The sequence below is a fragment of the Roseateles agri genome (assembly GCF_034043675.1).
Classification (GTDB): domain Bacteria; phylum Pseudomonadota; class Gammaproteobacteria; order Burkholderiales; family Burkholderiaceae_C; genus KK5.
Window position 1 is genome coordinate 223,385 of sequence record NZ_JAXCLA010000009.1, and the last position, 14,628, is coordinate 238,012.

The 14,628-nt window shown below is 69.9% G+C and carries 11 protein-coding genes; 6 read left to right on the top strand and 5 right to left on the bottom strand.

Translation table 11 applies throughout. The annotated features are described in order from the left end of the window. Window positions 1-39: 39 nt before the first annotated feature. Window positions 40-1,389, bottom strand: a complete 1,350-nt coding sequence (locus tag SNE35_RS26145) for a GH1 family beta-glucosidase (protein ID WP_320425977.1) — start codon at window positions 1,387-1,389, stop codon at window positions 40-42. A gap of 352 nt (window positions 1,390-1,741) precedes the next feature. Between SNE35_RS26145 and SNE35_RS26150 the strand changes: the two genes are divergently transcribed. Then, window positions 1,742-3,397 (top strand): acyl-CoA dehydrogenase family protein, encoded by a 1,656-nt coding sequence (locus SNE35_RS26150; RefSeq protein ID WP_320425978.1) that lies wholly within the window; start codon window positions 1,742-1,744, stop codon window positions 3,395-3,397. A 9-nt stretch (window positions 3,398-3,406) separates the two neighbouring features. Here the strand turns inward: SNE35_RS26150 and SNE35_RS26155 are convergent, their stop codons facing one another. Both SNE35_RS26155 and SNE35_RS26160 read right to left on the bottom strand, forming a co-directional pair. Further along, window positions 3,407-4,534: a phospholipase A gene (locus SNE35_RS26155; RefSeq protein ID WP_320425979.1), complete on the bottom strand. Its 1,128-nt coding sequence runs from the start codon at window positions 4,532-4,534 to the stop codon at window positions 3,407-3,409. Window positions 4,535-4,649: 115 nt separating this feature from the next. Continuing rightward, window positions 4,650-5,381, bottom strand: a complete 732-nt coding sequence (locus SNE35_RS26160; RefSeq protein ID WP_320425980.1) for a P-loop NTPase family protein — start codon at window positions 5,379-5,381, stop codon at window positions 4,650-4,652. A 147-nt stretch (window positions 5,382-5,528) separates the two neighbouring features. Between SNE35_RS26160 and SNE35_RS26165 the strand changes: the two genes are divergently transcribed. The 3 genes from SNE35_RS26165 to SNE35_RS26175 are packed head-to-tail and all read left to right on the top strand — an operon-like array spanning window position 5,529 to window position 9,081. Beyond that, the gene (locus tag SNE35_RS26165) at window positions 5,529-7,862 is read left to right on the top strand and encodes a Tex family protein (protein WP_320425981.1); all 2,334 of its coding nucleotides are present in this window, start codon (window positions 5,529-5,531) and stop codon (window positions 7,860-7,862) included. A 41-nt stretch (window positions 7,863-7,903) separates the two neighbouring features. Then, window positions 7,904-8,665, top strand: a complete 762-nt coding sequence (locus SNE35_RS26170) for a substrate-binding periplasmic protein (protein ID WP_320425982.1) — start codon at window positions 7,904-7,906, stop codon at window positions 8,663-8,665. An 11-nt stretch (window positions 8,666-8,676) separates the two neighbouring features. Next, window positions 8,677-9,081 carry a DUF1801 domain-containing protein gene (locus SNE35_RS26175; protein WP_320425983.1) on the top strand — a complete coding sequence of 135 codons (405 nt, stop codon included), beginning with the start codon at window positions 8,677-8,679 and terminating at the stop codon, window positions 9,079-9,081. Here SNE35_RS26175 and SNE35_RS26180 read toward each other — a convergent pair. Together SNE35_RS26180 and SNE35_RS26185 are read right to left on the bottom strand one after the other, a co-directional pair. Beyond that, the gene (locus tag SNE35_RS26180; protein ID WP_320425984.1) at window positions 9,050-11,116 is read right to left on the bottom strand and encodes a sensor histidine kinase; all 2,067 of its coding nucleotides are present in this window, start codon (window positions 11,114-11,116) and stop codon (window positions 9,050-9,052) included. The genes SNE35_RS26175 and SNE35_RS26180 overlap by 32 nt on opposite strands. Further along, window positions 11,104-11,796 carry a response regulator gene (locus SNE35_RS26185; RefSeq protein WP_320425985.1) on the bottom strand — a complete coding sequence of 231 codons (693 nt, stop codon included), beginning with the start codon at window positions 11,794-11,796 and terminating at the stop codon, window positions 11,104-11,106. The genes SNE35_RS26180 and SNE35_RS26185 overlap by 13 nt, the downstream gene beginning before the upstream one ends. Before the next feature lie 127 nt (window positions 11,797-11,923). Between SNE35_RS26185 and SNE35_RS26190 the strand changes: the two genes are divergently transcribed. Further along, window positions 11,924-13,135, top strand: a complete 1,212-nt coding sequence (locus SNE35_RS26190) for an SPFH domain-containing protein (protein WP_320425986.1) — start codon at window positions 11,924-11,926, stop codon at window positions 13,133-13,135. A gap of 5 nt (window positions 13,136-13,140) precedes the next feature. Next, window positions 13,141-14,568, top strand: coding sequence for an SH3 domain-containing protein (locus tag SNE35_RS26195; RefSeq protein WP_320425987.1), 1,428 nt, complete (start codon window positions 13,141-13,143; stop codon window positions 14,566-14,568). The last annotated feature ends 60 nt before the right edge of the window (window positions 14,569-14,628 follow it).

Below are 14,628 nucleotides of genomic sequence, written 5' to 3' on the forward strand. Positions count from 1 at the left end.
CCTCTTGGGGTTCTAGGGCTTGGTGGGGAAAAGCTCGGTTCAGCCTCGCGCGGCGAGGAACTCTTTCAGTTGCAGTGCGCTGTCCTTCGGGGTGCGCTTCTGCGTCTCGTAGTCGACATGGACGAGGCCGAAGCGGCGCTCGTAGCCGAAGGCCCACTCGAAGTTGTCCATCAGCGACCAGCAGAAGTAGCCGCGGATGTCGACACCCTTGGCCTTGGCGCCGGCCAGCGCCTCGAAGTGGCGGTTCAGGAAGCTGATGCGCTGCGTGTCGTGCACCTGGCCGTCGGCGCCGACGGCGTCGTCCGAGGCCATGCCGTTCTCGGTGATGTAGATCGGGGGCAGCTTGTCGCCGTACTGGGCCTTGAAGCCGACCAGCAGGTCCTGCAGGCCCTGCGGGTGGACCTCCCAGCCCATCTGCGTGCGTTCCACATCGGCCAGCGGCGTATCGACGAAGCCGTCCTTGCCGTCGCTGCGCACGTTGGTGCGGAAGTAGTAGTTGATGCCCAGGAAGTCCATCGGCTGGCTGATCGTGGCCATGTCGCCTTCCAGCACAAGCGGGCGGCTCTCGGGCCACAGGCGTTCCAGTGCCTTCGGATAGTGGCCCTTCAGCAGCGGGTCCAGCACCCAGTTGTTGTGCTGCACTTCGTAGAGCATCGCGGCGTCCTGGTCCTCGGGGGCGGCGCTGTCGGAGGTGCCACGGCCGACGTTGGCGACGATGCCGCGCTTGGCACCCGGGTCATTGGCCTTCAGTGCCGGCAGCGCCAGGCCGTGGCCCAGCAGCAGGTGGTGCATGGCCGGGCGCACGTAGGCGATGTTGGCCTTGCCGGGCGCGTGGTGGCCGTTGCCGTAGCCGAGGAAGGCGGAGCACCACGGCTCGTTGAGCGTCATCCAGCCGTCGACGCGGCCGGCCAATTCGCGGCTCATCAGGTCGGCGTACTCGGCGAAGCGGTAGGCGGTGTCGCGGTTGAGCCAGCCGCCGCGGTCTTCCAGGTATTGCGGCAGGTCCCAGTGGTACAGGGTCACCCAACGCTGGATGCCCTTTTCCTGCAGGCGGTCGAGCAGGCGCTTGTAGAAGTCCAGGCCCTTGTGGTTGGGCTTGCCCTGCTCATCCATCACGCGGCCCCAGGCAGTGGAGAGGCGGTAGGCGTCGACGCCCAGCTCGGCCATCAGGTCCACGTCCTGCGCGTAGCGGTGGTAGTGATCGCAGGCGAACTCGCCGGTGTCGCCGTTGAGGATCTTGCCGGGCGTGTTGCAGAAGGTGCCCCAGATGCAGGGCAGGCGGCCGTCGGTGGCCCAGGCGCCCTCGATCTGGAACGAGGCGGTGGCAACGCCCCAGAGGAAGTCGGGGCCGGCCAGCGCGGCGGGCGGGGAAAGGCGCGGGGATGACATCTTGTCTCGTTCCTTGTACTGCTGTTGTTGTCTGCTTTTGGAAAACCGGATTGGAACCGTTTCCAAAAGTGGCGCTATTGAAGCAGCCGGGTCGGCCCGAGTCATTGGTGATAACCCTCTGTTGGGGCGGCTTTGCAAAGTTACGAACGGGTACAGGAGACTCAGCCGGCCGAACTCTTCCAACGGTCCCGAAAGCCGGTGTGCCGGGGTGACGCCCAGGGCAATCAGGGATCGCCGGCGGGAGCGCCGTCCAGGCGCTCCGACCCGATTCCGCCCTGGGCGCTGCCCCGGCACGCCGGCTTCCCGCACAGAGCCGCATACTTGCCCTATCACCATCCGGAGACGACACGCGATGAACGCCTGGCAAACCCACGAGATCGCCAACCAGGTCGACGAACTCCGCGGCTACAAGCTGCTCGACACCGATCGGCCGCTGCTTGATGCACTGGAGCGCGCCGGTGCCGCCAGCTTCATTCCCAAGTTGTCCGCCTACGGCACCGAACTGGGCCGCGCCGACAGCTTCGAGGCCGGCGAACTGGCCAACCGGCATCACCCGGAGCTGAAGCTGTTCGACAAGCGCGGCCGGCGCATCGACCTGGTGGAGTTCCACCCGAGCTGGCATCAGATGGCCGCGCTGTACCGCCGCCAGGGCATGGTCTCGCTGGCCTTCGACAACGAGCGCCGCGGCCGCTTCGCCGCCTGGGCCGCCGGCTTCTACATGCACGGGCAGGTCGAGGCCGGCACCCTGTGCCCGACGACGATGACGCAGGCCTCGATCCCCGTGCTGCAGAAGGAGCCCGAGCTGTGGGCGCAGCTGAAGGATCAGTTGTTCTCCACCGAATACGACGCGCGCGACGTGCCGCTGGCGCAGAAGAAATCCATCCTGCTGGGCATGGGCATGACCGAGAAGCAGGGCGGCTCCGACGTGCGTGCCAACACGACCACCGCCACACCGGTCGGCGAGGAAGGCCGCGGCCGCGAATACTGCATCCGCGGCCACAAGTGGTTCTTCTCCGCGCCGATGTGCGACGCGCACCTGGTCGTCGCCAAGACCGAGGACGGCGGCCCCAGCTGCTTCTTCGTGCCGCGCTGGAAGCCCGACGGCACGAAGAACCCGGTGCGCATCCAGCGCCTGAAGAACAAGCTCGGCAACCAGAGCAACAGCAGCTCCGAGGTGGAGTTCGAGGATGCCTACGGCCTGCTGATCGGCGAGCCCGGCCGCGGCATCCCGACCATCATCGAGATGGCCACCTACACGCGGCTGAACTGCGTCGTCGGCAGCGCCGGCATCGTCAGGCAGGCTTTCGCGCAGGCGCTGCACTACGCACGTGGCCGCAAGGCCTTCGGCAAGCTGCTGGTGCAGCAGCCGCTGATGCGCGCGGTGCTGGCGGACCTGGCGCTGGAAAGCGAGGGCAACGTCGCGCTGATGATGCGGCTGTGCGAGGGCTACGAGAACCCGCAGGACGCCACGCAGCGCGCCTGGATGCGCATCATGACGCCGGCCGCCAAGTTCTGGGTCTGCAAGCGCGCGGTGGAGCTGACCGGCGAGGCGATGGAGGTGCTCGGCGGCAACGGCTACATCGACGACGGCATCATGGCCCGGCTGTTCCGCGAGGCGCCGGTCAACTCGATCTGGGAAGGCTCGGGCAATGTGATGTGCCTGGACGTGATGCGCGCCGTGGCCCGCGAGCCCGAGGGCTTCTTCGCGCTGCTCGATGAGCTGCGGCGCGACGCGGCCGGCGAGCCGCGCCTGCTGGCCGAGGTGGATGAGCTGCGCACGCTGGTGAGCACCACGCCGCCCGCCGAGCTGGAAGGCCTGGGCCGCCGCTTCGCCCAGCAGCTGGTGCTGACCGCAATGGCCGTTCTGCTGCACCGGCATGCGCCGCCCTACGTGTCGCAGGCCTTCATCGCCACGCGGCTGGACCCGCGCTGGGGTCGCGTGGCCGGCGGCATCGACACGCGCGGCATCGATGTCGATGCATTGCTGCAGCGTGCCTTCCCTGCGTGACTGGACCGATCAGAACTGCAGGAACGAGAAGCCCGCGCCGATGCTGGTCTGGCGGAAGTTGTAGTCGGTCAGCGTCTCGCCGTAGCCGCGGAACAGCTGCACGTACCAGCGCAGGCCGTTGGGCTGGTCCTTGAAGACAGCGTAGGTCCACTCGAACTGCAGGGCGCCGTACTTGGTGTCCTTGAAGGTCGTGCGGTAGAGCAGTTGCGCGGTGGACTTGCCGTTCACCCAGTTGAGCTGGAACTCGCCGTGGCCGCGGTAGCTGACGAGGTCCGGGTTGTTGTCCGTGGCCAGCGGCTCGTTGAGCCGGCTCAGGTAGCGGGTGATCAGCGACCAATCGCCGTGCTCGAAGCCGGCGCCCAGGGTCACCCGGTTCCAGCTGCGCGAGAGCGGGTCGGACTGGCCGTTGGACTGGTGCGTGAGGTTCAGCTGCGCGAAGCGCCATTGCCAGCCCAGCGGCAGGCTGCGCCAGCGCTCGGGCGTGGGCACCATGTAGATCAGCTCGGGCTCGTAGTCGCTGTTGCGAAAGGGCTTGGAGTCCTTGCCGTTCCAGATCTGCCAGAAAGCCTGCTGCGTGTAGGCGGCCCACAGGTCGGCCCCCGGCAGCAGCAGATCCTGCGCGAGCTTGGTGCGCAGCGAGAGCTGGAACTTGGCCTCCTCGTGCCGGTAGTTCGGCAGCTCAACGGCGGCCTGCGTGGGCGACTGCGGCGAGCGATTGATCCGGTTCGTCCAGTGCAGCGGCAGCACGTAGTTGGCCTTGTAGCCGACGAAGTTGAAGACGCCGCGCTTGTCCTGCGGGTCCAGCTCCCAGTATTTGGACAGCAGGCTGGGCGTCTCCTGTTTGTCCGCGGCCACGGGCACTGGGGCGTCCTTCGGGGCCAGCAGCGAGGTGGACGGCTGCGGCGCGCCGCCAGCGGGGTTCGCGGCCTCGCCCGGCGGCACGGCCGGCGCGGGCGCACGGCCCATGGCCTTGTCGTAGCAGATCAGGCGATCAGCCGGGGCGCCGATCTCGGCGCAGCGCGCCAGCGCGGGGCCGTCCGGCGGCGGCGCGGTCTGCGCGGTGGCCGGCAGCGTGGCGGCCAGCAATGCCAGCCGTGACAGTCTGTGGATCGGGTGTCGAGCAGTCGGCACGCGCATCGTTCGCTTCCCCCTTTTTAGTCCGGCTGAACCGGCGAACGGAGTGTAGGGAGCGGCATGCCGCTGCCCTGCCAGCGCCGGCGAGTTGCGCGTGTAGGAATCGAGGAGGGCGGCGTCAGATGCCCGCCGCGCCGATCTCCGCGACGGCGTTTGCCAGCCACAGCTTCAGCCGCTGGCGCTCCAGCAGGCCCAGCTTCGGCCCCTCGCCGCCGGGCGCATGGCGGGCGGCCCAGAAGCTGCTGTTGCTCGCATCGATCTTGCGGACCACCGTGTCGTCCAGGTGGCGGAGCTTGACGACGCGTGCGCCGAGTCCGAGCGCGCGGGCGAGCTGGCCGGAGGCCTCGAGCTGCGAGAAGTCGTCGCCGCGCAACTGGTTGAGCACCAGCACGTACTGCAGGCGCGGGCCGAAACGGTCCAGCAGCTTCTGCAGCAGGTCCACCGAATCCCGTCCGGCATCCATCACATGCCAGTAGCGGATGACCACGCCGGACTCCTCGGCGACGTCGAGCACGCCCGAGTCGTCCATCCAGCGGGTCAGCGGCTCGTGCGTCTGCGCGGCCAGGTCGACCAGCACGCGGTGGCCGGGCTGCTGCTCGACGGCGGTTTCCAGGATCGCATCCAGCGCTTCGTAGCGGTCGATCACCACGGGGCTGGCGTAATCCGCGTAGAAGCGCATCAGCGCGCCGTGCGAGCGGTCGGTGTCGAAGCCGGTGAAGGGGATGTTGCGGTCGATCAGCAGTTGCGCGATGAGCCGGGCGACGACGGACTTGCCGACCCCGCCCTTCTCGCCACCGATCAGGTGGATGGTCGAACTCTCGCGGACTTCATCATTGAGCGTGGGAATCATCGGGGCTGCCTTGGGTGAGTGCGGGGCGCAAGTGCGGGCGTAAATGCGGACGAGTCGCAGGGATCATGCCAGCCGGGCGGTGCCCAGGTGGGTCGACCCACCCCGCTACACTCCCGCGCTCTGAGTATTTCCTGAGTTCCAGCCGTCTTGGACAAGATCCTGCTTCAAATCGCCGCCGAGCTGAAGGTTCGCCCGGCACAGGTCAACGCAGCCGTGGAGCTGCTGGATGGCGGGGCCACGGTGCCCTTCATCGCCCGCTACCGCAAGGAGGCCACCGACGGCCTCGACGACACGCAGCTGCGTGATCTCGAAGCCCGCCTCTCCTACCTGCGCGAGCTGGAAGACCGCCGCGCCGCGGTGCTCAAGAGCATCGACGAGCAGGGCAAGCTGACGCCCGAGCTGCGCGCTGCCATCGAGGCCGCGCCCACCAAGCAGGAGCTGGAAGACCTCTACCTGCCGTACAAGCAGAAGCGCCGCACCAAGGGCATGATCGCCCGCGAGGCGGGCATCGAGCCGTTGGCCGACAAGCTGTTCGCCGACCCCACGCTCGACCCGATGAACGAGGCGCCTGCCTTCATCAACGCGGAGGCCGGTTTTGCCGACGCTTTTGCCGTGCTCGACGGCGTGCGCGACATCCTGTCCGAACGCTGGGCCGAAGACGCCGTGCTGATCGGCAAGCTGCGGGAATGGCTGTGGGCGGAAGGCCTGTTCAAGTCCAAGCTGATGGACGGCAAGGACGAGAACAACCCCGACATCGCCAAGTTCCGCGACTACTTCGACTACGACGAGCCGATCCGCACCGTGCCTTCGCACCGCGCGCTGGCCGTGTTCCGCGGCCGCACCTTGGAGTTCCTGGACGCCAAGCTGGCGCTCGATGAAGAGGTCGTCGCCGGCAAGCCCGGCCTGGCCGAAGGCCGCATCGCCCAGCACCTCGGCTGGAGCCTGCAGAACCGTGCCGGCGATGCGCTGATACGCAAGACCGTGGCCTGGACCTGGAAGGTCAAGCTCAGCATGAGCCTGGAGCGCGACCTGTTCGCCCGCCTGCGCGACGACGCGGAGGCCGTGGCCATCAAGGTCTTCGCCGAGAACCTGCGCGACCTGCTGCTGGCCGCACCCGCCGGCAAGCGCGTCGTGATGGGCCTGGACCCCGGCATCCGCACCGGCGTCAAGGTGGCCGTGGTCAGCGACACCGGCCGCGTGTTGGACACCCACACCGTCTACCCGCACGAGCCGCGCAAGGACTGGGAAGGCTCGCTGCATACCTTGGGCCGCCTCGTGGCCACGCACGGGGTGAACCTGATCGCGATCGGCAACGGCACCGCCAGCCGCGAGACCGACAAGCTGGCCGCCGACCTGATCAAGCGCATCCAGCAGATCGCGCCGGGCACGCATATCGAGAAGGTCGTCGTCAGCGAGGCGGGTGCATCGGTCTACTCCGCCTCCGAGTTCGCATCGAAGGAACTGCCGGAGCTGGACGTCAGCCTGCGCGGCGCCGTCTCGATCGCCCGCCGCCTGCAGGATCCGCTGGCCGAGCTGGTCAAGATCGATCCCAAGAGCATCGGCGTGGGCCAGTACCAGCACGACGTCAACCAGAGCGGCCTGGCGAAGACGCTGGACGCCGTGGTCGAGGACTGCGTGAACTCGGTCGGCGTGGACCTGAACACAGCGTCCGCGCCGCTGCTGGCGCGGGTCTCGGGCCTGTCGGGTACGGTGGCGGCGAGCATCGTGCGCTGGCGCGATGCCAACGGCGCGTTCCGCTCGCGCAAGCAGTTGCTCGAAGTGAGCGGCCTGGGCCCGAAGACCTTCGAGCAGGCGGCCGGCTTCCTGCGCATCCGCGACGGCGATAACCCGCTGGACCTGACCGGCGTGCACCCCGAGACCTATCCGGTGGTGCAGCGCATCCTCGACAAGGTGGCCCGCCCGGTGGCCGAGGTGATGGGCAAGAGTGACGTGATCCGCGCGCTGAAGCCGGAGGCCTTCGCCGACGAGAAGTTCGGCGCCATCACCGTCAAGGACATCCTGACCGAGCTGGAGAAGCCCGGCCGCGACCCGCGCCCGGACTTCAAGGTGGCCCGCTTCAACGATGGCGTGGACGACATCAAGGACCTGGTCGAAGGCATGGTGCTCGAAGGCACGGTCAGCAACGTCGCGCAGTTCGGCGCCTTCGTGGACCTGGGCGTGCACCAGGACGGCCTGGTCCACGTGAGCCAGCTGTCGAACAAGTTCGTCAACGACGCGCGCGAGATCGTCAAGACCGGCGACATCGTCAAGGTCCGCGTGCTGGAGGTGGACATCGCCCGCAAGCGCATCTCGCTGACGATGAAGCTCGACGCCGCGCCACAGCAGCGCGGCGCGGGCAAGGCGGCGGACAACAGCTACCGGCCGGCTGGCCGTGGCGAGCGCCCGCGCGGCGCGGCCTCGGCGCCCCAGGCGCCGGCGGGCGGCGCGATGGCGGCTGCCTTCGCCAAGCTGAAGCGCTGACGCAGCGTCGGGGCGTGCGCTTGTCACGCTACGATCAATCCATGCCGACACTGCGCCATCTCCTGCTCGCCGCGCTGGTCGCCGCGTGCGGAATGCCGGCGCAGGCGGTCTCGCGCTGGCATTTCGTCACCGAGCAGTTCGCGCCTTATAGCTACGAGAAGGACGGCCGTGCCGACGGGCCGATGGCGGACGTGCTGCGCGAGGTCTGCGCGCGGCTGGACGTCGAATGCCGCATCGAGGTGCTGCCCTGGCGCCGCGCCTTCGCCGAGGGTGAGCGCGGCGAGGTCGACGGCGTGTTCAGCATCGTCGACCGGACCGAGCACCATACCGAGTTCATCGTGTCCGCGCCGGTCGTCGAGGCGCGCTACAGCTTCTTCGCCAAGGCGCCCAGCAGCTTCGTCTACCGCGCGCCGGCCGACCTGAACGGCCGCACCATCGGCGTCTATGGGCCCTCGGCCAGCTCGCGCATCCTGGCCGACCTGGCGGCCGGTACCAATGCCGACATGGCCGTCGAGATCGACAACGCCGCCGCCTTGCGCAAGCTGCAGGCCGGCCGCTACGGCGCGAACGGCCTGGTGCTGGCCAACGAGCGGGTGGCCGAGGAGTTCATCGCCAGCCAGCGGCTCGACAGCCTGCGCACCGTCGGCATCGCTGCGCGCTTCAACTACAGCTTCGGCCTGGCGCGCCGCCGCGCTTCGGATGTGGAGCGTTTCAACCAGGCGCTGGGCGCGCTGTGCCGCAGCGGGCGGCTGCAGGCGCTGCTGGACCGCTACCGGATGGAAGCGGCGCCCTGCCGCCGCTGAAGGAAGAAATCGTGGACGGCCTGCTGCGCTTCGACGGTGCTCGTGCGCATGATCCGGCGATCGACGCCTGGTTCAACCGCCGGCCGGACGCGCTGGGTGCGCTGGCGCAGCAGTGGTTCCAGCAGATGCGCCGCTGCGGCGACGACGTGCTGGAGCTGTTCCATGACGGCTGCCCGGTCGTCTGCGTCGGCGACCTGCCTTTCGCCTACGTCAATGCCTTCACGGCGCACGTCAACGTCGGCTTCTTCCGCGGCGCCTCGCTGTCCGATCCTGCCGGCCTGCTGGAAGGCAGCGGCAAGGCGATGCGGCATGTGAAGCTGCGGCCCGGGCAGGCGAGCGATGCCGCGGCGCTGGAGGCGCTGATCGAAGCGGCTTACGTCGACGTCAGGCGGCTGCAGGGGCCAGCGGCAGCGTGATCGTGAAGCGCACGCCGCCCGCCCCGTTGGCGACGGCGATGCGCCCGTCCATCTTCGCCAGATAGGTCCGCGCGACGAACAGGCCCTGGCCGCGGCCCTGGCCCTCGGCCGGCTCGGCGGTGGAGACGCCGTAGTCGAAGATCCGCTCGATCAGCTCGGCCGGCACCGGCTCGCCGACGTTGTGGACCGACAGCAGTGCCTGGCCCGCTTCGCGGGCGAGCGTCAGCACGATCGCCGTGCCGGCGCTGCGGTGCCGCTGGGCATTGCGCAGCACGTGGGTCAGTACGTCTTCCAGCGCGTATTCGTCGGCGTGGACGATCAGCGGGCCCTCGTTCCACGGCGTGAGCTTCACGCCGTCGATGCCGGCATGGCCGGCGTTGTCGGCCAGCGCGGCGGCGAAGGCGGCCAGGTCCAGCGGTTCGGCATTCAGCGGTGCGGCCGCCAGCGCCTCGCCGGGGCTGGCCGTGCCGTAGAGCACGCGCACGGCCTGTTGCATCCGCTCCAGGTAGCGCCGGCTTTCATCGGATCCGCCACCATGCAGCGCCAAGAGCGATTGCAGCGGCGACATGATCTCGTGGCCCACCGCATGCCACATGTCGCGCTCGTGCTCGGCGCGCAGTTGCTCGCGGCGCAGCGCCAGCTTGGCGCGATCCAGCAACTCGGAGATCGTGCCGGCAAGGATGCCCAGCTCGTCGCTGCCGCGCAGGTCGGCGACGTCGAGCCGCGTCATCAGCTCGGCATCGGCCCGCTCGGCCTGGCTGAGGCCCTGCGAGACGGCGGCGGCACGGCGCGTGAGCCGCGCGACGCGGCGCATGAAGCCCAGCGCGATGACCAGCCAGGCGACGAAGATCGCGCCCAGCATCGAGCCGACCAGCCAGGACACGCGCGCCGCGCCGGCGCTCAGCGAGCGGTCCACGCTGCGCAGGTCGCCGGCCAGGGTCAGATCGAAACGGCCCAGCGGCGTCGCGATCTCGTCCTGCGCGCGCAGCACCGGCTCGGGATCGTTCAGCGGCAGCCGGCGGATCAGCCGCGCGAGCCACGGCGAGGGCAGGTCCGCTGGCTCCGCATGGCCGCGCACCTCGGCCACGAGCCGGCCCGCGCGCTCGATCCGCAGCACCTCGCCGGTCTGCAGCTCGGCGGCCAGGCCCTGCAGGATGAGCGTGGCCTGCGGCTGGCCGGTGGCGCTGTCGAAGCGGACCGCGCCGCCGGGGCCCAGCAGCTCCAGCCGCAGCCCCATCTGTGCGAGGTCCGGCGGCGGCCAGGGCAGGCCCGCCGTGCGCTGGGCCAACGCCTCGCGCAGCGCGTCCACCGGCAGGCGTACCGAAAACAAAGTGCGGCGCGGGCAGTCGTCGCCATCTCCGGCAAGGCAGGGCCCCTCGCGCCACAGCCAGCCGCGGAAGTCGCGCTCCGGCCGGGCGCGGGCGGGCAGGGTGTCGCCATCGACCTCGGCGAAGCCGGTGAGCCGGCCGCGCTGCGCGAAGCCCTGTTCGTCCAGCGCCTCGAAGGGCGCCAGCCAGGTCTGCGCGCGGCCGTGATAGCGCAGCCGCACGCGCAGGCGGTCGACGCCGGCCAGGTCCAGCTGGCCCCGCCCGCGCGCCGTCAGCGGCCCGGCGTCGAGCGCACCAACGGCGTAGACGAAGCCGCCGGCATAGGCATTGCTGCCCACGGCCAGGCACAGGCTGGCGCTGCTGCCCGCGTACTGGCGCGCGCAGCCGGACATCTCGACGGCGCTGCGCGCCTTCTGCGGGTCGTCGAAATCGATCGCCGAGAAGGGCAGCAGCAGTGGCGTGGCGCGCTCGCCCTGCTCGGGGTTCAGCAGCGCGAGCTGGCCGGTCGGGTGGCGCAGCCGCGCGGCCAGCGTGTCCAGCGCGCGCGGGAACGCCTGGGCGTAGCGCTGGTAGGCGCGGGCCTTCTCCTCGCGCAGCAAGGTCACCGCCAGCGCCAGCGTCGCCAGCGCCAGCAGCAGGAAGACGGCGTGGAAGACGATGCGGTTGCGCCAGCCGGCCAGGCCGAGCCGGACCGTCAGCTCCTCCAACGGAAGCCTCGCATCGGCACGTTCTCGATGGCGTCGAAGCTCGGGTCGGCATCGCGCAGCGCCTCGCGGATGGCGGCAACGTGTTTGCGCACGTTGTCCTTGCTGCGGCCGCTCTTGACGACGTCGAACAGCTCCTCGTAGGCGACGACCTCTCCGCGCTTCTGGTGCAGGGTGGCGAGGATGCGCTGCGCGGTCAGCGGCAGGTTGATGCGCTGGCCGCGCCAGACAGCGGAGCGCTGCCACAGCGGGTCGAGCTGCAGGTCGTCCACGGCCTTCGTGACGGACTGGCCGCGCGAGCGCTGAGCGGCGCGCAGCATGTCGAGGAAGGTGTCGATGAACTCGTCCTCGCTGAAGGCGGTCTTCTGCAGGTAGTCCCAGGCGTCCAGCGCCTTCATGATGCCGCGGTAGATCGCGGCCGGCATCGCAGACACGACCAGCACCGGCGTGCCCTGGTGCAGCTTGTTGATCGCGTTGATCAGCGCGACGCCGGCGTGGCGCTCGCGACCCAGTTCGATGTCCAGCAACACCAGGTCGTAGCGCTCGCGGGCGAGCGCGGCCTCGGCGGCGTCGCGGTCGAACCATTGGTCGATCCGCAGCTCGGGGCGGGCGGCGCGGATCCAGCCGGCGAGCTGCTCGCTGGTGGGGCGGTCGTCTTCGATCAGGGCGATGCGCAGCGTCATGGCGCGGATTATGGGCAGCGCCGCGCGGAAGATTTCTTCCGGGCTGCGGAAGGTTCCGGCCCGGGCGCGGCATTGAGCGCTCGCGGGCTGCGGCGGAATCATCGCTTCACCTCAACAGGAGCCCATGATGAATCTCCGCGAATCGTTCAAGAACCAGCTTCCCCGCCTCGGCCGCGCCGGGCGTGCCCTGCCGCGGATCGCGCTGCTCGCGCTGGCCGTGGCCGCGGTCTATGCCGTCGTCAGCCATCCGCCGCTTTACACGGTGCCGCGCGGCGAGGTGGCGGTGCGCACGAACCTGTTCAGCGGCCAGCCGACGCGCTTCGACGAGGGCCGCATCCTGGCGCTGCCGGGCGTGCACGAGGTGCGCAGCCTGCCGATGCGTGACCAGGTCTTCCACGCGACGCAACTGGCGCGTGCCGACGGCGCCGGCGCGTTGCAGTCGCTGGAAGGCCTGTCGCTGGGCATGGACCTGACGCTGGCCTGGCGCGTCGACGCGAAGCAGTTGCCCGGCATTGCCACGCGTCTGCCGGAGAACATCGAGCGGGACCTGATCGGCCCGGCGCTGCAGGCGAGCGTCTACCCGGTCGTCTCGCAGCACACGGTGCGCGAGATCTTCTCGAGCAAGCGCGGCGAGATCGAGCAGGCGATCGCCGGCTCGCTGAAGACGCGGCTGCCGGAGCAGGGCATCGAGTTGCGCGGCCTGCAGATCGGTCATGTCGACCTGCCGGCCGACTACCGCCGCGGCATGGATGGCCTGCTGGCCGAAGGCCTGGCGACCGAGAAGATGCAGTACACGCTGGAGCTCAAGGCCAAGCAGGTCAAGCAGACCGAGCTGGAGGCGCAGGCGCAGAAGTCGCGTCGCGAGATCGATGCCGAGGCTGCCGAGCGCGAGCAGGTGATCGCGGCGCGCGCGCAGGAGGAAGCGATGAAGCACATCCTGCCGCTGAAGCAGAAGCAGATCGAGCAGCGCTCGCTGGAAGCCGAGGCCGCCAACGCGCAGCGCATCAAGCTTGCCGAAGGCAATGCGAAGGCGCGCCAGATCGAGGCCACGGCCGAAGCGAAGGCGCGCGAGACCCTGGCCGATGCTGAGGCCTACCGCGTGGCCGAGATCAGCAAGGTGGACGCCCAGCGGATGGCCCGCGAGGGCGCGCTGCTGACCCAGCATCCGCTGCTGGTGCAGAAGGCGCTGGCCGACAAGTTGGCGGACAAGGTGCAGGTGATCATCGCGCCGCCCTCGGCCAGCGGTGCCTTCATCGGCTCGGGCCTGCTGGGTGGCGCGCAGGCGCAGCAGCAGGACACGCAAGCCGCACAGCAACAACAGCAGCAAGGCGCGGAGTGATTGCCATGAAGACCATCGCTATCGTCATCGGCGTGGCCCTGGCTGGCGCCGCCGTGCAGGCCTTCGCGGCCAACCCGACGGTGCTTGTCGTGCAGGACGGCGCCAGCCTGCGCGCCGCGGCGCGCGATTCGAGCCCACAGCAGGCGCAACTGGTGCGCGGCGAGGCGCTGGAAGTGCGCGCCGAGCGGCTGGATTGGCTGCAGGTCTGGGACTATCGGCGCGAGCGCGGCGGCTACCTGCGCAAGTCGCAGGGCTTGCTGGTGGCCGGCGACACGACGACCTTGCTGGCGCAACTGCGCCTGACCCTGCCGCAGGACGGCGGCGAGGGCCTGGGCCTGGCACTGGCGGCGGCCTACATCCAGGCCGCCACGCCGGCGGAGCTGGCCGGCCCGGCGGGCGGCGAGGTGCTGGACGCGCTGGGCCGGCTCGGCGAGCGGATCGCCGCCAACACCGGCCCGAAGCGCGCCGGGCTGCTCGACGTGGCTGCGCGTTATGGCCTGCACTTCGATAGTTATGAGCAGGGCGACGGCGGCGTGCGTGTCTGCTACGACGGCGATGCCTTCCGCCGTGTGCTGAGCCTGCCGGCGGCGCCCTCGGCCAAGGCGCGCGCAGCGCTGGCGATCACGCGGGCCGATTGCCGGCCGACGACCTTGACGCCCGCGCAACTGCAGGCCAGCGACGACTGGCGCGCCGGCGTGCTGGAGCATGCGCCGCTGGACGGCCTGGACGGCTACGAGCGCAACCGCCTGCTGCTGCGCCGGGCCGGCGTTGCCGCCAGCCGCGCCTTCGAGCACCGAGATAACGCCCTGGCCGCCCAGGCGTTGGCCGAGTTCGCCCGAGTCGAAGCGACCGAACTGCCGGAGGACGACCTGGCCGACTACAACGACGCAGCGATGCGCGTCAATGCGGTGCGCTGGCTGGCGCTGCCGCAGCCGGCCGGGCGGCGGTTCGGCAACGGCTTCCAGCTTGCGCTTGAATCAGGCGTTAGCACCGCCGAGCAATGCCTGACCCTGCGTGACGCCAAGGACCACGTGCTGCTGCGCAAGTGCAGCGTCGCCGTGATCCCGCTGGCCTCGGCCACGCTGAATCGTGAAGGCACGGCGCTGGCGATCGCTGCGCAGCCGCTGGATGGCTGGCGCGAGCTGTGGGTGCTGCGCGCCGCGCCGGAGGGCTGGACCGTCGACGTGTTGCCGCCGGCCGCTGCCTCACCGGGCCTGGGCTATGCGGAGTTCGCGGGCTGGGTGCCGGGCGGCCAGCAGATCCTGGTTGCCAGCGAATCGCGTGCCGAGGGCCGCTACGCGAGCCGGCGCTTCGTCCAGATGGACCTGGCGACATTGAGCGCGCAGCGCCAGTCGACGGAGCCCAAGGCGCTGGGCGCATTCCAGCGCTGGGCCGATCCGGGCTGGAGCGGCGCATCGCTGGCCTTGCGCTGATGGCGCCGCGGAGCCGCCAATCGCACCCCTAATATCGCAAGGCGTCGCATGACGTCCGGC

Excerpts from the sequence above, each read along its gene's own strand:
- SNE35_RS26170 (WP_320425982.1), top strand. The coding sequence starts at position 7,904 with ATGCCGACACTGCGCCATCTCCTGCTCGCCGCGCTGGTCGCCGCGTGC.
- SNE35_RS26195 (WP_320425987.1), top strand. The coding sequence starts at position 13,141 with ATGAAGACCATCGCTATCGTCATCGGCGTGGCCCTGGCTGGCGCCGCC.
- SNE35_RS26145 (WP_320425977.1), bottom strand. The coding sequence starts at position 1,389 with ATGTCATCCCCGCGCCTTTCCCCGCCCGCCGCGCTGGCCGGCCCCGAC.
- SNE35_RS26190 (WP_320425986.1), top strand. The coding sequence starts at position 11,924 with ATGAATCTCCGCGAATCGTTCAAGAACCAGCTTCCCCGCCTCGGCCGC.
- SNE35_RS26160 (WP_320425980.1), bottom strand. The coding sequence starts at position 5,381 with ATGATTCCCACGCTCAATGATGAAGTCCGCGAGAGTTCGACCATCCAC.
- SNE35_RS26150 (WP_320425978.1), top strand. The coding sequence starts at position 1,742 with ATGAACGCCTGGCAAACCCACGAGATCGCCAACCAGGTCGACGAACTC.
- SNE35_RS26155 (WP_320425979.1), bottom strand. The coding sequence starts at position 4,534 with ATGCGCGTGCCGACTGCTCGACACCCGATCCACAGACTGTCACGGCTG.
- SNE35_RS26185 (WP_320425985.1), bottom strand. The coding sequence starts at position 11,796 with ATGACGCTGCGCATCGCCCTGATCGAAGACGACCGCCCCACCAGCGAG.